Here is a 17,233-nt window from a genome sequence, read left to right as displayed (position 1 = left end):
CTCTCACGCCACGCTCAAAGGACATACATCATATGAAGATTGCAAAAAAACTGCTCGCCATCCTGGCCCTCGTGCCTGCCATGGCTCTCGCCAGCGAAGGCGGCTTTCCGCTGGACAAGGCGCCTGACCGCCAGACCAACATGGCAGCGCTGCAACATGGCGCCAAATTGTTCGTCAATTATTGCCTGAATTGCCACGCCGCCGTGTCGATGCGCTACAACCGCCTGCGCGACCTGGGCTTGACGGAAATCCAGATCAAGGAGAATCTGTTGTTCTCCGGTGATAAAGTAGGCGACCTGATGACGACGGCCCTGGCACCGCAGGACGCCAAGGCCTTCTTTGGCGTCGTACCGCCGGATTTGTCGGTAATTTCGCGCGCGAAATCATCTTCCGCTGGCACAGGCGGCGACTACCTGTATACTTACCTGCGTACGTTCTATAAAGACGACACTCGTCCGACCGGCTGGAACAACATGGTCGTGCCGAATGTTGCCATGCCGCATGTATTATGGGAATTGCAAGGTGTCCAGACTGCCAAGTTCGTGGAAGAGAATGATCCGCACGAAGCTGGCAAGAAGATCCACAAATTTGCCGGCTTCGAGCAGGTCAAGCCAGGTACGTTGAACAAGATCGAGTATGACAATGCGGTAGCCGACCTGGTCGGCTACATGGAGTGGATGGCCGAACCGGCACAGCAAACACGCAAGCGCCTGGGCGTGTGGGTGCTGCTGTTCCTGTCGGTCTTTGCTCTGCTGGCATGGCGCCTTAACGCGTCGTTCTGGAAGGAAGTCAAATAAGTGAGGCGCCGGCCATAGGCCGGTTTATGCCTGTTTCTGCGTTGTCCGCATGAGTGGACAAGCGACCTGGGGTGAGCCGTTCGCGGCTTCACCCCCTTTGTTTCTAAGGAACTATAAAAAATGATGGTTCTCTATTCGGGTACAACCTGCCCATTTTCGCAACGCTGCCGCCTGGTCCTGTTTGAAAAAGGCATGGACTTCGAAGTGCGCGACGTCGACCTGTTCAACAAACCGGAAGACATTTCGACCATGAATCCGTACGGCCAGGTGCCTATCCTGGTTGAGCGCGAACTGATCCTGTATGAATCGAACATCATCAACGAGTACATCGATGAGCGCTTCCCGCATCCGCAACTGATGCCGGCCGATCCGCTGATGCGTGCCCGCGCGCGCCTGATGCTGTTCAATTTCGAAAAAGAACTGTTCGTGCACGTGCACGTGCTGGAAAGCGAACGCGCCAAGAGCAACGACAAGGCCCACGACAAGGCACGCGCGGAAATCCGCGACCGCCTGACGACCCTGGCGCCGCTGTTCCTGAAAAACAAGTACATGCTGGGCGACGAATTCTCGATGCTCGACGTGGCTGTCGCGCCGCTGCTGTGGCGCCTGGACCACTACGGCATCGAACTGTCGAAGACGGCCGCACCGCTGATGAAATACGCCGAACGCATCTTCTCGCGTCCAGCGTATATCGAGGCATTGACCCCTTCCGAAAAGGTCATGCGCCGTTAAGATATCCCCATAAAGCTACTGCGCAGCCCGCTCTCGACTTGGCGTTACTCGCCGTACTAAAGTACGGCTGCGTTACTGAAGCCGATATCGGGCTTGCTCGCTACGCTTTCTGGGGCATCTTGGGCCAATTGTCATTCTTTGTTCTTTTATTGATAGTTGTCCCATCGTTTCATTGAAATACCGGTGCGCCCGCCTTGCGGGGGCGCTCCCGCCTCATAGTGCCTACCATGTCTGAAATCTCAACCAAACCTTATATGCTGCGCGCCATCTACGAGTGGTGCACCGACAGCGGCTACACGCCGTATCTCGCGGTCAAAGTCGATTCGCGCACCACGGTACCGATGGAATACGTGAAAAAGGGCGAAATCGTGCTCAATATCAGCTTCGGCGCCACCAGCGGCCTGAAGATGGACAACGACGCCATCCGCTTCCACGCCCGCTTTGGCGGCGTCTCGCGCGAAATCTACGTACCGGTCGACAACGTGATGGCCATCTACGCCAACGAAAACGGCCAGGGCATGGCCTTCGAGCCCGTGCTGGGCAATGATGACCCGGACGCGCAACCGACGGACAGCCCGGCCTCGGCCGACGTCCCGCCACCGGTGCTCGCCCCCGCCGCCAGCGGTCCCACCCTGTCGTCCGTGCCGACCGGCTCCCCCGAACAACGCGACAACGCCACGCCCGGCGACGACGAGCCACCAAAAAAAGGCGGCCGCCCGACCCTGACACGCATTAAATAGCGTATAATTCGCAACGCGCAGTTTTTGCCGACTTAGCTCATTTGGTAGAGCAGTTGATTTGTAATCATCAGGTGGCCAGTTCGAAACCGGCAGTCGGCACCAGAATTCAGTAGGAAATCAAAGGGTTACCCGCTTCGGCTGGTAGCCCTTTTTTCTTTTCCCACGCCCGCGGAAGCCATCCGGAACACTGGCACGCATCGCCATCCAGGTTGACGCGTTGCTGCACCGCGCAATGACGTCCGGCACATTTAGGCGCAAGATGAGCACGTGCTTGCGCAATGCAGGCTCCCGATGTCTGGCTTGCCTACCTGGGGAAACATCATGTCCGCACACACTTACAAGCTGATCGAACTGGTTGGCACATCGACCGAGAGCAGCGATCAGGCGATACGCGATGCCGTTGCCAAGGCGGCGCTCACGGTCAAGCATATGGACTGGTATGAAGTGACCGAGTCGCGGGGACATATCGTCGACGGCAAGGTGGCGCACTTCCAGGTCACGCTCAAGGTCGGCTTCCGGCTCGAGTAAACGGATCGAGTAAGGCAGGCGGCGCATTCACCGCCGCGCGACCGCTCCCCGGCTTTCCAGCCACTCCCGGCCGCCGGCCTCCAGCGCGGTGTCGATGACCTTTTCCGGCAGGCTGTAGACGGTCGCCCAGCTGGCCCGACCATCCTGCGTGTTGGCGGGAAAACTGTGCGTCTCGATGGGCCAGTGATATTTGCGTTTCAATGCCTTGACGATGGCGGCCAGGGAGACGCGGCCTTGCAGCGGCTCGGCGCCGGACTGGTCGCGGTTCGACAGCAGCACGGCCAGGACCTGGCCGCGGCCCGTGCGCGCGCCGGGGAAAGTGGGGGTTTTGTTTGCCATGGCCTATTTTACCGGGCAATGATCGGACGAGATACGATGTGCCGCACCTTTGATATGGCGCAAGCGCCGCAGCGGTTTTGCGGCCACGATGGGTATTTCGCCAGGCGTGCCGGCGCCCCTCTGCCAGCCTGGGCCTATCATCATGGGGCACAGGAGCCTATCATGCACAGCCTGAACATCCACGCCATGCAATGGCAGCCCGTTGCCGATATTTCCGCCGTCGATCCGCTGCTGCCCGAGGATCTCGCCTGCTTTCGCGAACTGCGCGATGTGCTGCAACGCTATGGCGCGCTCGACCGCTTCGGCATTTCCCTGATCCACCGCCATTTCGACATCGCCAACGATGAGGAGCTGATGGAGTACACGGATGCGGCAGCACGCACCCTGACGGTAAAACCTGTCAAGAAAAGCGACATCGACTGGCAGCATACGACGATTACCAACTGGAAATTGACGGAGGGCGAGGAAGTGGCGCGCATCGGATGCGGCTGCGCACGCAATTCCGGTGGCCACCTCGGCTATCACCGGGGCACCTGAGGCTGGCTGGCGCCGCCCGCCAAGCGGCGTCGGCCTTTCTTACACTTTGCTTCCGCCAGCTCAGTCCGCTTTGCGCAAGCAATTGATTTCACGTGATTTTTTTGTGTGGCACGCAAGCTGCTTATCCCTGTCTACGAGATGAATCCAGGCAAGTCATCCTGGATTCTTTGTCCCCCGGATTTTTCGAGACTGACCACGATAAGAGGCTGCGATGAACGTCGATCACACACGAAGCAAGACCCTGGGCTGGCTGGGCGCACTGGCGGCGGCAAGCCTGCTGGCCAGCGGCCAGGCGCAGGCCGGCGCGTACGGCCTGGCCGTCAATGAGTTGAACAATTTCCGCATCACCACCAGCGCCGGCGCGCTGTCGCTGGCCGGCGCGAATCGCAATGCCAGCGACAGCGCGTTTTTCGAAGGCGGCGTAGCCGTCAATCCGCGTGCCGTCAATACAGGACCGGCCGCCAACGCCGACGTACTGCAAGTGTGCTCGGGTGGAGGCTGCAGCGGCTTGCCGCAAAACAATTACGCCCCCAGCCCCAGTTCCACCCTGGAGTTCGCCCGCGGCGATGCACATGCCTTCGGCAACATGCTCAATGGCGGCGCCACGGTGCGCGCCGTGGCGGAAGCCCAGCGCAACACGGTCGGTGCCGCCACATCCACGGCCGGCGACACGCTCACCGGCTCCGTCAACCTGACCCTGTCGAGCGCCGGCTTCATCACCTTCAGCTTCATGGGACGGCGCGACCTGCGCACCAGCGTGACGACCATGGGCGACAAGTCGAACGTGTCGATCATGGATATCTTCAATATCTCCTGCAACAGCGCCAGCCCCGTCGGCTGCCTGTCGAACGCGAATGCCGATGGCGTGATCTTCCAGTTCGCACCCGATGGCGATGCCAACAATGGCAGCGACGTCAACGGCAACCATACGGTCGGCAGCCTGGATCCGTTCAGCCTGAACATGACGGCCGGCACCAACGACCCCGCTACCGGGCGCGCCTTCACGAATGGCTTTGCGATGTTTTCCCTGACCTCGAATTTCGCCCTGCCGGCCGGCAGCTATACCTTGAACTTTTCCAAGTCCACGCGCACCGACATCGTCGTCATCGATCCCCTGGCCGTGCCGGAACCGGGCACCCTGTTCCTGCTGGGCATGGGACTGGCGGCCCTGGCTTTTACGCGGCGCCGCCAACCACAATCATCAGCAGCATGAAATAAAACGGCGCCTCATGGGCGCCGTTTCTTTTGCATCAACAGAGGCGTGTTAACCGAGCCGCGCCAGCGCCTGGCGCGCCAGCTGCAACTGCTGCAGATAATAGCGGTGCAGCATGGACGGATCGCTCAGGTCGCGCCCCAGTACCAGGCGCAGCTCGCTGACAGGACAATCGGCGGCCTGGGTCTGCACCTGGGTTTGTACCTGCATCCCCAACTGGCGGGCCAGCTGGCGCGCCGCCTGCTCCTGCGCGGGCCGGTATTCGACGCGCGTGCGCGCCACCTGGAAGCTGGTTTCATTGGCCAGGCGCACCACCTGCACGGGAGCGCCGGCCAGGCTGCGCGCCAGTGCGGCGGCCAGGCCAGGCACGCCATTGCCATTCACAATTTCCAGGCGCGGACGGGGTATGGCAACGGCAACGGGCACGCTGCGCACGGCTGCCGGCACACGCTGCAAGCGGGCCATGCCGTCGGTTTGCGTGATCTCGATGCGCGCCATGGCGGGCACATCCGGCACCGGCGCGGCCACGGGTACACCCTGCGGTGGCGCCGCGTTGCGCAAGACGGCCATGTCGCGCCGCAAATCGTGCTCCTGCAAGCTGGCCGCCTGGCGCCGCATGACGGCCGCGCGCGCGTGTTGCCCCAGCCGTTCGAGCACCTGCGCCAGATGCTGCCAGGCCAGCGCATTGAGCGGGTCGAGCAGACACGCCTGTTCCAGCGCGGGCAAGGCTTGCGCATCGCGTCCACTCAGATAATAAGCATGACCGAGATTGCTGAACAGATACGCCTGTTGCGGCTGCGGCGTGCCCGCCTCCTGCGTCAAGGCCAGCCAATGGGCAATCGCCGCATCGTGCTCGCCCCGCTGCGCGTGCAGCACGGCCAGGCCGTTGCGCGCATTCACATGGCGCGGCGCGGCGCGCAGGGCTTGCTCGTAGGCCGCTTGCGCGGCAGGCAGGTCGCCCGCATCAAAATACTGGCGTCCCGCGACATAGGCCGCATCGGCAGCGGCAGCGGGCGGCGCCGGCAGCCGCGGCGCGTGCGCCGTGTGGCTGGCGCACGCACCCAGGCCCAGACAGGCACAGGCGGCGGCCAGGCGGGAAATCGTCAAGCGCATGGTAGCTCCTTTCAGCGGCTGGCCATGGCCGGCACGAGCACGCGATACACTTCGATCACGGCCGGCCCCATGAGCACCAGCATGAGGGTGGGAAAAACGCAAAAGATCAGCGGGAACAGCAGTTTCAGGGCAATCTTCGCTGCCGCCTCCTCGGCCAGCAGGCTGCGCTTGCCGCGCAGGTTTTCCGAATGCACGCGCAGCGAATCGCCCATGCTGGTGCCGAAGCGTTCCGATTGAATCAACATGGCGACCAAGGTATCGACGTCTTCCACGCCGCTGCGCAGGGCCAGGTTGCGCAGCGCCTTTTCCTTGGAAAAGCCGGCGCGCATTTCCATCAGCACCAGCTGCAACTCCTGTGCCAGCACCACGCTCTTGATATGGATTTCGCCCGACACCTTCACCAGCGCGCGCTCCAGGCTCAAGCCCGCTTCCACGCACACGGTCAGCAAGTCGAGCGCATCCGGGATGTTTTCAAAGATGTCGCGCTGCCGCCGCTTGGCCGTGCTGGCCAGCACCAGGTTCGGCAGGTAATAGCCGATGGTGGCGCTGACGCACAGCAGCAGCAATAGCACGCTGCGCAGCTGCGCCGCCATGGCGCTGGCCGCATACAGACCCAGCACGGTGGGAAACAGCAGGGCCAGCACGCTTTTCGCGGCGAAGTACAGGGCCGGCGCGCTGGCCTGGCGCCAGCCCGCGTTCATGAAGCGCGTGCGCAGCGGCGAGCGCTCCCAGCCCTCTTCCGGCAGCGACAGCTTGCTGAACGGCTGCGCCACGCGCGCCACGCGCTCCACCCAGCCGTTTTCCGCCACTGCCTCGCTGGCGGCCGGCGCCATGGAACCGAACAGGCGCTGGCGCAAGGCACCGGGAAAGAAGATCAGCCATGCCAGCAGGGCCAGCGCCACCACCACGGCGAAGACAATCAACAGAAACAGCAGTTGCGAGCCAGTCATGGCATTTCCTCCGGTTGATCGACTGACAAAACGTTCAGGGCTAGGCGTGTCGCCGAAGGCAGTACGACAGTACGACAAGGCGACGCAACAACGCCATGGACTTTTTTCAGACGATCTCTTAGATGCGGATGCGGATCACGTTGCGCATCCACACGACACCCAGCGCCACCATGCCGGCCGCGTACCACAGCAGTTTGATGCCGCTGGGATCCGTCCACAGCAAGCTGATGTATTGCGGATTGACCAGCGCCATGACGCCGATCATCACCACCGGCATCAAGCCCAGCACCCAGGCCGACATGCGCCCCTCGGCCGACAGCACGCGCACCTGTCCCAGCAGTTTCAAGCGGGCACGGATGATGCGCGCGATGCTGACCAGCACTTCGGCCAGGTTCCCGCCCGATTCACGCTGCACCAGCACGGCGATGACGAGGTAGCGCAAGTCCGTCAACGGGATGCGCGCGGCCAGGTTTTGCAGCGCCTCGTTCATCGGCACGCCGTAATTGATCTCTTCGTGCGCCATCTTGAATTCGCCGCTGATCGGCTCATTGAGTTCATCGCCCACCATCTGCAGCACATTCGAAAACGAGTGTCCGGCGCGCAGCGCGCGGGCCAGGAAATCGGCCGCTTCCGGCAATTGCGCCTCGATCTTTTTCAGCCGCGCGGCGCGCGCGCGCAGCACGACCATGCACGGCCCGCCGCCTGCCACGCCCAGCAGCAGCAAAGCGCCAGGCAGCGGCATGGGCCAGATGGCCAGCCACAGCAGCGCCACCAGCAGCAAGCCGCCCGCGCCGCCCAGGAACTGCGCCACCGACCAGGACAAGCCCGATTGCAGCAGCAGGTGGTCGAGCCGTGCCGCCTGCGGCAGGCGCCGCAGCAAACGCTCGAGGCCGGGCGAGCGCGCATAGCGGCGCTGCTTGAGGATCGAGACCCGCTCGCCGCCCGCCTCGCCGCGCGCCGCCATCAGCCGCAAGCGCCGGTTGATGCGCCGCGCCGCGCTGCCGTGCGTGCCCGACCACCACAGCCAGGCGCCCTCCACCATCAGGATGCAGGCGGCGAACAGCAGCACGGCAAAGCCGTAGAACACCAGGTCCATGATTCCCCTCCTTATTCGTAGATGCGGTCGGGATCGAAGACAGTGTCCGGCACGGGCGCGCCAAACATGCGCAGGCGCTCCGTGAAGCGGGGCCGCACGCCCGTGGCGCAAAAGTGACCGAGCACCTTGCCGGCGGCATCGACGCCCGTCTGCTCGAAGCGGAAGATTTCATGCATGGCGATGATGTCGCCTTCCATACCCGTCACTTCCTGCAGGCTGACCAGCTTGCGCGCGCCATCCGTCAGGCGCGACACCTGCATCACCACCGTCACGGCCGAACAGATCTGCTGGCGCGTGGCGCGCGGCGTCAGGTTCACGCTGGCCATGCCGACCATGTTTTCCAGCCGCGCCAGCGCGTCGCGCGCCGTGTTCGAGTGGATGGTCGCCAGCGATCCTTCATGGCCCGTGTTCATCGCCTGCAGCATGTCGAGCGCCTCGGCGCCGCGCACCTCGCCCAGGATGATGCGGTCGGGCCGCATGCGCAGCGCGTTGCGCACCAGCGCGCGCTGGCTCACTTCTCCCTTGCCCTCGATATTCGGCGGGCGCGTTTCCAGGCGCACCACGTGCGGCTGGCGCAGCGCCAGTTCGGCCGCATCCTCGATGGTGACGATACGCTCGCTGCCGGGAATGAAGCCGGACAGCACGTTGAGCAGGGTCGTCTTGCCGCTGCCCGTGCCGCCCGAAATCAGGATGTTGACCTTGGCCTGCCCCAGCGCCTGCAGCACCTGCACCATGGGCGGCGTCAGGCTTTTGTAGTCGAGCAGGTTAGCGATCGTCAGCGGCTGCACGGCAAAGCGCCGGATCGACAGGATCGGGCCATCGACGGCCAGCGGCGGAATGATGGCATTGACCCTGGAACCGTCCGGCAGGCGCGCGTCGACCATCGGACTCGATTCGTCGACCCGCCGTCCCACGCGCGAGACGATCTTTTCGATGATCTTCATCAGGTGCGCATTGTCGTGGAAGGTCACGTCCGTCAACTGCAGCCGCCCGCCCCGCTCCACATACACCTTGTCGCAGGTATTGACGAGGATGTCGGACACGCTGGCATCGGCCAGCAACGGTTCCAGCGGGCCGAAGCCCAGCATCTCGTGCTGGATGTCGAGCACCAGGCTATGCCGCTCGTGCTGGTTCAGCACGATGCGCTCTTCCTCGATCACGCGCTGCACCAGCAGCGCCAGCTCGTGCTTGAACTGCTCGGCCGTCAGGCGCTTCAGGCGTTCCAGGTCGATACGGTCGAGTATCGTCTGGTGCATGGTTTTTTTCAGTTCCTGGTAGGCGTGCAGCGCCAGCGCACCTTGTGCGTTGGTGGCGGGGCGCACCGTTTCATTTGCCGCCAGGCGTTCGCGTAAAGTCATCTCGGCTCCCATGATGGCTCCCGGCGGGAGCCTTGACATCTCTTCCTGTCCTAAGCCTCGCTGCGGCTGAACAGGCGGTCGAACAGGCCGCGGCTTTCCGTCACGCGGCGCGCCGTCACCAGTTCCACCAGTTCGGCCAGGCTGCGCGCCACGGCGCTGGTGCGCGACAGCTGCAGCAGCGGGATGCCCTGGTTGACGGAATCGGTGGCGGCGATGTAATCGTTGGGCACCGTGTGCACCACTTCCGCGCCCAGCGCCTGCTCCAGGTCCGCCAGGCGCAGGCGGCCGCCCTTTTCATAGCGGTTGACGATCAGGCGCAGGCGCTCGCCCGGATAGCCGAGCGAGCGGAAGATGTCGAGCAGGCGGCGCCCGTCGCGGATGTCGGGCAAAGCCAGCTGCAGCACCGGATAGATGGCGTCGGCGTTGTCGAGCGCGCGCAGCGACAGCGCGTCGATCTGGCGCCCCACGTCGAGCACGATATAGTCGTAGTGCTGGCGCGCCACGGCCAGGATGCGGTCCATGTGCTCGGGCTGCATGTCGACCTTGTGCGCGGGATCGTCGGCCGCCGCCAGCACGCCGAAGTTCGGCGTCACGTGCACCAGGCACGAGGCGAGAAAGGCGCCGTCCATGCGCGCGATCTGCGCGCAGATATCGGACAAGGTCATGGCCGGCTTCTGGTCCGAGACATACAGGGTGGCGTCGCCGAACTGGCCGTGCAGGTCGATCAAGAGCACCTTGCAGCCGGCCAGTGTCGCCATCGCATAGGAAAAATTCGTCGACAAGAAGGTGGCGCCGCTGCCGCCCTTGCACGAGATGAAGGCGAGCACTTTGCCATCGCGCATCTGCGTCACGCCGGCCTGGATATCGACCCTGTCCATCGCCTCGTGAAAGGCCTTGTGCACCAGCGGCAGCTGCAGCACTTCGCGCATGCCGGCGCGCATGGCGCGTATCAGGACATCCTGCTGCTGGCCGCGCGTGAGCAGCATCAGCACGGCCAGCGGATACTGGCGCGCCAGGCGCTCGAGCAGGTCGGCTTCGTCGGCATCGATGCCGCTGGCGTCGACGATCACCAGTTCCGGCGCTTCGGCCAGCATGCGCTCGACGGCGTCGCGCAGGCCGCTGCGCCGCTCCAGCAGCCGCAGCACGGGCATGCGGGCCGCGCCTTGCGCCGCGATTTCATCGTGCAAGCTGGCGTCGCGGGTAATCACCAAGGCTTTCATCGCCCCTCCTTCATTCAAGGCAACACATTCGGCTGCGCCAGCGGAGCGGCGCTCATGGACAAAAACCGGGATTGTCCGGATAGCCCAGCGACTCGGCCACCGCCATGGTGGTCCCGCTGGGCAAACGTATGGCGCCTGCGCCGGAAGGAAACATCACCCCCAGCAGCGGCAGGATGGGCCGGTAGGGCACACCCTCGCAGCGCGCGCCGAGACCCGGCAGGCACAGGCGCGCGCGTACGAAGCGGATGCAGCTGGCGCCATGCGGATCGTCCAGGCAATTGATGCGGTTGCGTTGCGGGCAGCCCGGCAGCACCGTCACCGGCACTGCCGCCAGCGCGGCGCCGCCGCTGCTCTCCGACAAATAATCGATGCGCACATGCGCGTCGCCGATGCCGCCGCCCAGCGGAAGCGTGCCCGGCGTGGCGCGCAGCACGGCTTGCGTGCGCACGGCTTGCAAGGCGCCGGCATTGCTGAAATCGGTGACAGCGGCAGCGCGCGCCGCGCGCCGGGTGATCTCATGCACCATGTTCCACACGTACACGGCGCGCGCCATTTCCAGCATGGCAAACAGGAACAAAAAGAACAGCAGCGCCAGCATGGCGAATTCGACGGCGAAGACGCCGCCCTGGCGTTGCCGGCGGGAGGGCAGGTTAATTAACATAGCGCAATGTCGCATTGGCGCGCAGGGGAATCGGCTCCAGCTGCGGCAGCCACTTGCGGGTCAGCTCAGGCAGGAAATCCACCGGCATGTCCACGGTGACCTTGATGCGCACCTGCAGCGGCGCCGTCGCATAGCTGCCGCAGCCATAGGAATCGTCGGCATACACGCAGTCCACGTTGACCCTGGCGGCCTCCATGTCGGGCCAGCTTTCCGCCATCGCATCGACCACCATCTGCCGGGCCAGGGCGGCGCCCTGGTTCGCCGTGCCGATGCTGCCCATCTGCGGCAGCGGCATGGTCGCCATGTAGCGCGCCGCATCGTGCACGCTTTTTTGCAGGGCCGTGTACACCAGCAGCGCGCGGCCGAACAGCAGCACGAAGGGCAGCAGTCCCATGAAAAACAGCAGGATCAGCGCCAGCTCGATGGCGGCGACACCGCCCTGGCGGCCTGGCGCACGGCAGGCCGACTTCATTGCAGCAGCTCCGCCGGGCCGATCAGCGATCCCTCGGCTGCCAGGCCGGTAAATTCGGCGCTCAGCACGCCATTGCTGGCCGGCGCCGTCATGAAGAAGCGGCCGATGCCCAGCACCTGGGCCAGCACGTCGCTGCCGGCCGGCACGGGACAGGCGAGCAGCGCAATGTGCAGCAAACGCCGCTGCGCCAGGCCCGCGTTGCCGGTCGGCGCCGTCTGGTACGCCAGCGTCAGGTACGGCGACTTGTCGGTCGGATAGCTGGATTTGGCGGCCGGGGCGGCCGGCGTGGCCGGGTACAGCTTGGGCCAGTCGGTGGTGGCAAACGGCAGATAACCGCCCGCCGGCTTCGGGTTGCTGTACCTGGCCGCCCTGGAAAATGACCACAGCGGCCCGTAGCTGCCGACCGCCGGCGGCGTCGCATTCGACTCCGGATCGGCCACGGACAGCAGCGGATTGCCCGTGCTCAGCGCACTGGGCGCATCGGGCGCATTCGTCATCCACCAGTTCGCCGCCGTGTTCGGATAGGCGCGGATGTTCGTGTCGGACGGCGCCACCACCGGATGGCAGCCGCTGCCCGGATACTGGTTGAAGCGCGCATTGAAGGCCGTCCACAGCGCGGCGGGAAAAGGCCGGTGCACATGCACCTGGGCGCTGCCGATGCGCGGATACAGCACCGTGCCGCTGCAGACAAACGGCAGCACGTTCGATTCGCTGACCTGCTGCGACGGTCCCACCACGCCCGGCCGGCCCAGCGGATTGAGCACGAAATGTTCGGCCGCCGGGCCGTGCGGATTGAGCTTCAACAAGTTATACGCCACGCCGCGGCGAAAGCCATATTCGAGCAGTTCGACGGCCGGCAGCAGTGCCGCATTCGTGCGCGGGCTGGCGGCACTGGCCGACAGCGCGCAGACAGCCAGCGGCATCAGATTCAAGCTGCTGCGCCCCGCCACGGCGCGCGCGCCCGTGTCCAGGGTGCGCAGCGCCGGCGACCAGGCGCCGAGGAACGCCGTCGCCACCCGCCCCAGCGAGGGATCATTGGCCTGCGTATCGACGCGCACGAACAGCGCCGTGGCGGCGTCGGGCACGGCGCCCGCCGCATGCCATTCGCTGGCGGGCGCGTCGGGAGCACTGGCGAAGCGGATGCTGGCGTCCGACAAGGTCGCGCCTTCCATGCGGCGGCGCCATGCGCTGCGGTCGGCCGCACTGCTCTTGGCTTTCGTCACGGCGGCAAGCAAGCCCTCGGGCGTGCCCACCAGCTCCGCCGCCGCCGCCATCGCCGCGTTGTCGGCCAGGTTCTGCAGTTCCGTCTTGCGGCCGATGACTTGCCCCACGTCCAGCGCCAGGCCGATAAAGCCCAGCACCACGATGAGCAGGATGGAAAAGGCGATCAGCATCGCCCCGCGCTGGCGCCGGCGTCTATTTGCCATTGCCGCCTCCCAGCATGAATTGCACCGGCTGCGGCGCCTGGGCATTCGGTTCGGCAAACGAGGCGCGGTAGCGCTGCATGACGGCGTGCGCGCTGGGGCCGTCGAGGCCGTCTGCCGGCGTGCGATTGCCCGCACCGGCCGGATCGCGCACCTGCTGCGCCATGGACAGGCGCACGGCGTCGCCGAAGCGGCGGTCCAGCTGCGGCGTGCTGCCGTGCGCGCAGGCGGCCAGCTGCAAGGCCAGGGCCAGGGCGGCCAGGCACCGCAGCGACGTCAAGAGCGAGTTCGGCATGGCGTATCTCCCCGTCTCATTTCAACTCGAAACCGTTGGCCGCGCGCGGTGGCGGCACGGACGGCGGCGCCGAGGGCACAGGCCCTTCCATCTTGCCGCCCAACATCAAGTCCATGCGCGACGGCGGCGCCAGCTGCGCCGTCGGCAGCACGGCATCGGCCGGCAACGGTTTGACCAGGTGTGCGGTAATGACGAACAATAATTCCGTGCGGTCGTGCTGGAAATCCGTGCTGCGAAACAGCGCGCCGAGGATCGGTACTTCGCTCAGCCAGGGCAAGCCCGTGATGTTGCTCACCTGATTGTTCTTGATCAAGCCGCCGATGGCATAGCTCTGGCCGTCGTACAGCTGCACCGTGGTCGAGGCGCGCCGCGTGGTGATGACGGGCAAAATCGAGCGCCCGCTGACGCCGGCGGCGGAAATACCCACCCCCTCGCGCGACAGTTCCGACACTTCCGGCGCCACCTTCAGATTGATGCGCCCGCCCGACAGCACGGTCGGCGTAAAACGCAGGCCGACACCGTATTCGCGCTCTTCCAGCGTGATCTTGTTGTTGTCCTGGCCGACGGGAATGAAGATCTTGCCGCCGGCGAGAAAACTGCCCTCTTGCCCGCTGATCGCCATCACCGTCGGTTCGGCCAGGATGCGCACCAGGCCATCCTGTTTCTGCGCCTCGATGGTCAGCTGCTGGCCATTCGACTTGCGCACGTCGAGCAAGCCGTTGGCCGTGCCGCTCAAGAAATTCGACAGCAAGGTGGTGGCCCAGCTGCCGGAAGCAAAGCGCAGGGTGGCGCCCACTTCCAGCCGTTCCAGCAGCGACTTCGACACTTCCGCGATCTGCACGGCCAGCATCACTTGCTGCGGCGCACTGACGTCGAGCATGTTGATGATGCGGCTGTTCGCGCTGCCCGCGCCGCCAGCGGGCGCCGTGGCGGCGGGCGGCATGGCGGCGCCATCGGCGGGCTTGGGCAGCGCCAGCGGCACCGTGGCACGGCGCACGTACGCATGCGCCAGCTCGACGGCGCGCAGCACGGCGCCCGCGTCCTGCACCGTGCCCGACAGCACCAGGGTGTCGGCCACGGCCGTGACGCGGATGGCTTTTTCGTCCGGCATCAGCGCCGCCAGGGTTGCCTGCAAGCCGGCCGGGTCCATGCTGACGCTGACGTTCACCACGCTGCACACGCCGCTGCGTCCCTGGATGATCATGTTCGTGCTGCCCACGTCGACGCCGACCACATACAAGGTGTCGGGCGCCACCAGCATGGCTTGCACCACGGCAGGATTGCCGACGCTGCGGGCCAGCACCGCCTCGGGCAGGCGCAGCATGCTCGACTTGCCCACCTGCAACTGCAGGTTGCCGGGCGAGGCCGCTTCACCGCCGCAGCGCGGGCCAGGATCGGCCGCCGCGCCGGCAAGCGGCGACAGCAGGCAGCACAGTATCAGCAGGGCGCGGTTCATGAGCGTGTCCATGGTTGGCTAAAAACATTCGCGCGACTGGCGCGTTCCATCGATGAGGCCGCTGCACTGGCGCGTTGGCTCCGGCGGCGCCTTGGCCACGCGCACCGGACGCGGCGCTGCGGCCAGCACGGGTGCGGCGGCAGGAGCGGGCTCGTTCGCTTCGTGCGGCCCGCCCAGCAGGGTCAGCTTGGTGGCGCCCGCCGTCACGCCCGGCTGCGGGTCGACCTGGTTGCGCAGCACCAGCGACAGGCTGCCCACGCTGCGCGCCAGGTCCAGGTTTTCCGCCTGTTCCGGCGTCACTTCCAGGGTCACCGCATTGACCACGCGCGGCTTGGTCTCGTCGCGCCCCACTTCCTGCGCCACGGCCAGCACGAGGATGCGTTCGAGCACGATCTTGGAAATGTTGCGGCTTTGCGGAAAGGCGCGGTCGCCAGAATCCTGCTGCGTGCTCACGATGATGTCGACATAGTTGCCCGGCAAGGCGAAGCCGGCCACGCCGATCACATCGTTGACGCGCACGGTAATGGCGCGCCGCCCTTCCGTGATCAGGGCCGACAGGCCGCCCAGGGTGCCGGCCGGCGCCAGCTTGGCTTCGCTCAGCGGTTCGCCGCGCAGCACGCTGGTTTTCAGCACCCGTCCCGCCAGTTTTGCCGGGTCTTGCAGCGCGCCTTGCGGCAAGCTTTCCGCCGGCCACTCTGCCAGGCGCAGCATCTCGGGCGCCAGGCGCTGGCCCAGGTTGACATCGCTGGCGGCGACGACGATCTTGCCCTTGCCGGCCGGCGTCTGGCGCAACAGCCAGTGCGAGGCCAGCAGCACGGCCAACAGACCCAGCACGACCGCCAGGCCCATCATCAGGAGGGCGCGCCGGTTTTTCATACGATACGCTCGCACAGGCTGGCGGCCGGCATATCGCAGCTGGCAAACAGGCTGCCCCAGGCCTGTTCCAGGGCGCCCACCGTCAGGCGCGCTTCGCAGCCGGCAAAGCCGGCGAAGTCGCCTATGCGCGCCAGCAATTCCTGCGGATAACTGGCCAGCAGGGGCCGTCCCTGCGCGCCATGCAGGTGCAGCAGATGGTTCAGGGCCAGCTCGTCGATGGCCATGCCGGCCAGCCGGCATTGCTGGCGGAACAGCGCGCGATAGGCGCTCTCGGCCAGCGGCCCCACGTGCACCTTGTAGCCGATGCGGCGCAGCAAGGCGGCGTCAAACAGCTCGCCCGGCGGCACGTTCGTGGCCAGCACGAGGGCATTGTCGAACGGCACGCTGATCTGTACGCCGCCGGGCAAGCCCAGCTGGTCGCTGCCGTGCGCCAGCGGCTGCATCAGCCGCGTCAGCAATTCCGGCGCGCCCAGGCGCTGGCGGCCCAGGTCGTCGATGATCAGCATGCCATTGTTGGCGCGCACATGGGGCGGCGCATGGTAGCAGCCGCCGCTGGCGTCGAGCCGCAGTTCCAGCATGCCGGCGTCGAGCTCGGCGCCCACGTGGATCACGGGACGCTGGCACAGTACCCAGCGGATGTCCGTGCTGCGCCGCTCCAGCGCCTGGCGCGCATGGCTGACATGCTGCGGTGCGGGCGGCAAGTGCTGGGCCGGATCGTACAACTGGATGATGTCGTGGCCGACGATGACGGCGTACGGCACGGCGACCAGCCCGTGCAGCAATTGTCCCAGCTGCAGCGCCAGGGTCGACTTGCCGCTGCCGGGCGGACCGTACAGCAGCAGCGAGCGCCCCGAATGCAGGGCCGCGCCGACCACGTCGAGCATGCCCGGCCCCGCGTGGGCGCCACCCAGCACGGCAGCCAGGTCATCGCTGCCGACGCGCTGTTCCTGCGCCAGCCACGACTGGCGCGCCACCATGGCGCGGTACGCGTCCAGGGTAACGGGCGCGGCGCCGATATACGCGCAGCGCTCGAGGAAGGCGCTGGCGCGCTGCTTGCCGGCGCTCGTCAGCTGGTACTGCACGTCGATATCGGATTCCCCGCGCCAGGCCACTTCGGCCATCTGTTCCGTCACCATGAAATCGAGCACTTCGCGCAAGACATTGATCGACAGGCGCAAGCGCGTCGTCAGTGCGGACAGGTGCGTCTTGCCGCTCACAAACATCAGCTTGGCGATCAGTTCAACCACCAGGGGCCGCTCCAGTCCCGTTTCACGCAAGCTCTTCGGCTGCGGCGGCAAGGGCGGCATCAGGTTCGCATCGGCAGGGCGCGGCGCACTCTCGGTGCTCATGGAATAGTCGACCTCGGTCATGCTGCGCCTCCTAGCCGGTTAAGACTGCATTCAACAGAATTCATTCTAGCGAGCGG

The 17,233-nt window shown here is 65.5% G+C and carries 19 protein-coding genes and 1 tRNA gene; 7 read left to right on the top strand and 13 right to left on the bottom strand.

What is annotated here, in order from left to right; translation table 11 throughout:
- The first annotated feature begins 32 nt into the window (after positions 1-32).
- From U0004_RS02465 to U0004_RS02445, 5 genes are all read left to right on the top strand, one after another.
- Positions 33-797, top strand: a complete 765-nt coding sequence (locus tag U0004_RS02465) for a cytochrome c1 (RefSeq protein ID WP_070258527.1) — start codon at positions 33-35, stop codon at positions 795-797.
- Between the two features lie 120 nt (positions 798-917).
- Positions 918-1,529: a glutathione S-transferase N-terminal domain-containing protein gene (locus U0004_RS02460; protein ID WP_010394154.1), complete on the top strand. Its 612-nt coding sequence runs from the start codon at positions 918-920 to the stop codon at positions 1,527-1,529.
- A 227-nt stretch (positions 1,530-1,756) separates the two neighbouring features.
- Positions 1,757-2,269 carry a ClpXP protease specificity-enhancing factor gene (locus U0004_RS02455; protein ID WP_070258525.1) on the top strand — a complete coding sequence of 171 codons (513 nt, stop codon included), beginning with the start codon at positions 1,757-1,759 and terminating at the stop codon, positions 2,267-2,269.
- A 26-nt stretch (positions 2,270-2,295) separates the two neighbouring features.
- A tRNA-Thr gene (locus tag U0004_RS02450) sits at positions 2,296-2,371 on the top strand.
- Positions 2,372-2,590: 219 nt separating this feature from the next.
- Positions 2,591-2,797 carry a dodecin gene (locus U0004_RS02445; protein ID WP_070258640.1) on the top strand — a complete coding sequence of 69 codons (207 nt, stop codon included), beginning with the start codon at positions 2,591-2,593 and terminating at the stop codon, positions 2,795-2,797.
- Positions 2,798-2,824: 27 nt separating this feature from the next.
- On the opposite strand, the gene U0004_RS02440 is transcribed toward U0004_RS02445, so the two are convergent.
- A complete protein-coding gene (locus tag U0004_RS02440; RefSeq protein WP_070258523.1) occupies positions 2,825-3,136 on the bottom strand; it encodes a hypothetical protein in 312 nt (103 codons plus the stop codon).
- Between the two features lie 162 nt (positions 3,137-3,298).
- Here U0004_RS02440 and U0004_RS02435 point away from each other — a divergent pair, with 162 nt between their 5' ends.
- Positions 3,299-3,673, top strand: a complete 375-nt coding sequence (locus U0004_RS02435) for a hypothetical protein (RefSeq protein WP_070258521.1) — start codon at positions 3,299-3,301, stop codon at positions 3,671-3,673.
- 211 nt (positions 3,674-3,884) lie between these two features.
- A complete protein-coding gene (locus U0004_RS02430; protein WP_070258518.1) occupies positions 3,885-4,886 on the top strand; it encodes an EDSAP-1 family PEP-CTERM protein in 1,002 nt (333 codons plus the stop codon).
- Between the two features lie 51 nt (positions 4,887-4,937).
- Here the strand turns inward: U0004_RS02430 and U0004_RS02425 are convergent, their stop codons facing one another.
- The 12 genes from U0004_RS02425 to U0004_RS02370 form a co-directional block, all read right to left on the bottom strand.
- On the bottom strand, positions 4,938-5,999 hold the full coding sequence (locus U0004_RS02425) for a LytR C-terminal domain-containing protein (RefSeq protein ID WP_070258516.1): 1,062 nt from the start codon (positions 5,997-5,999) through the stop codon (positions 4,938-4,940).
- Between the two features lie 11 nt (positions 6,000-6,010).
- Positions 6,011-6,949, bottom strand: coding sequence for a type II secretion system F family protein (locus tag U0004_RS02420; protein WP_034783626.1), 939 nt, complete (start codon positions 6,947-6,949; stop codon positions 6,011-6,013).
- 118 nt (positions 6,950-7,067) lie between these two features.
- Positions 7,068-8,045: a type II secretion system F family protein gene (locus tag U0004_RS02415; protein ID WP_034783627.1), complete on the bottom strand. Its 978-nt coding sequence runs from the start codon at positions 8,043-8,045 to the stop codon at positions 7,068-7,070.
- A gap of 11 nt (positions 8,046-8,056) precedes the next feature.
- Positions 8,057-9,403, bottom strand: a complete 1,347-nt coding sequence (locus tag U0004_RS02410; protein ID WP_170846399.1) for a CpaF family protein — start codon at positions 9,401-9,403, stop codon at positions 8,057-8,059.
- Positions 9,404-9,453: 50 nt separating this feature from the next.
- A complete protein-coding gene (locus tag U0004_RS02405) occupies positions 9,454-10,623 on the bottom strand; it encodes an AAA family ATPase (protein WP_070258512.1) in 1,170 nt (389 codons plus the stop codon).
- A 52-nt stretch (positions 10,624-10,675) separates the two neighbouring features.
- On the bottom strand, positions 10,676-11,284 hold the full coding sequence (locus tag U0004_RS02400) for a TadE/TadG family type IV pilus assembly protein (protein WP_070258510.1): 609 nt from the start codon (positions 11,282-11,284) through the stop codon (positions 10,676-10,678).
- On the bottom strand, positions 11,274-11,756 hold the full coding sequence (locus U0004_RS02395; protein WP_070258507.1) for a TadE/TadG family type IV pilus assembly protein: 483 nt from the start codon (positions 11,754-11,756) through the stop codon (positions 11,274-11,276). Before U0004_RS02395 ends, U0004_RS02400 begins: the two co-directional genes overlap by 11 nt.
- Positions 11,753-13,183, bottom strand: coding sequence for a pilus assembly protein TadG-related protein (locus U0004_RS02390; RefSeq protein ID WP_070258506.1), 1,431 nt, complete (start codon positions 13,181-13,183; stop codon positions 11,753-11,755). Before U0004_RS02390 ends, U0004_RS02395 begins: the two co-directional genes overlap by 4 nt.
- The gene (locus tag U0004_RS02385; RefSeq protein ID WP_081345809.1) at positions 13,173-13,475 is read right to left on the bottom strand and encodes a hypothetical protein; all 303 of its coding nucleotides are present in this window, start codon (positions 13,473-13,475) and stop codon (positions 13,173-13,175) included. Before U0004_RS02385 ends, U0004_RS02390 begins: the two co-directional genes overlap by 11 nt.
- Positions 13,476-13,491: 16 nt before the next feature.
- Positions 13,492-14,931, bottom strand: coding sequence for a type II and III secretion system protein family protein (locus U0004_RS02380; protein WP_070258636.1), 1,440 nt, complete (start codon positions 14,929-14,931; stop codon positions 13,492-13,494).
- A gap of 18 nt (positions 14,932-14,949) precedes the next feature.
- Positions 14,950-15,807, bottom strand: coding sequence for a Flp pilus assembly protein CpaB (gene cpaB, locus U0004_RS02375; protein ID WP_070258504.1), 858 nt, complete (start codon positions 15,805-15,807; stop codon positions 14,950-14,952).
- The gene (locus U0004_RS02370) at positions 15,804-17,177 is read right to left on the bottom strand and encodes an ATP-binding protein (protein WP_081345808.1); all 1,374 of its coding nucleotides are present in this window, start codon (positions 17,175-17,177) and stop codon (positions 15,804-15,806) included. The genes cpaB and U0004_RS02370 overlap by 4 nt, the downstream gene beginning before the upstream one ends.
- Positions 17,178-17,233: the final 56 nt, after the last annotated feature.

The sequence above is a fragment of the Janthinobacterium lividum genome (assembly GCF_034424625.1).
Lineage (GTDB): Bacteria > Pseudomonadota > Gammaproteobacteria > Burkholderiales > Burkholderiaceae_D > Janthinobacterium > Janthinobacterium lividum.
The sequence above is the reverse complement of the archived record's forward strand: the minus strand, read 5'-3'. Positions and strand labels throughout refer to the sequence as shown.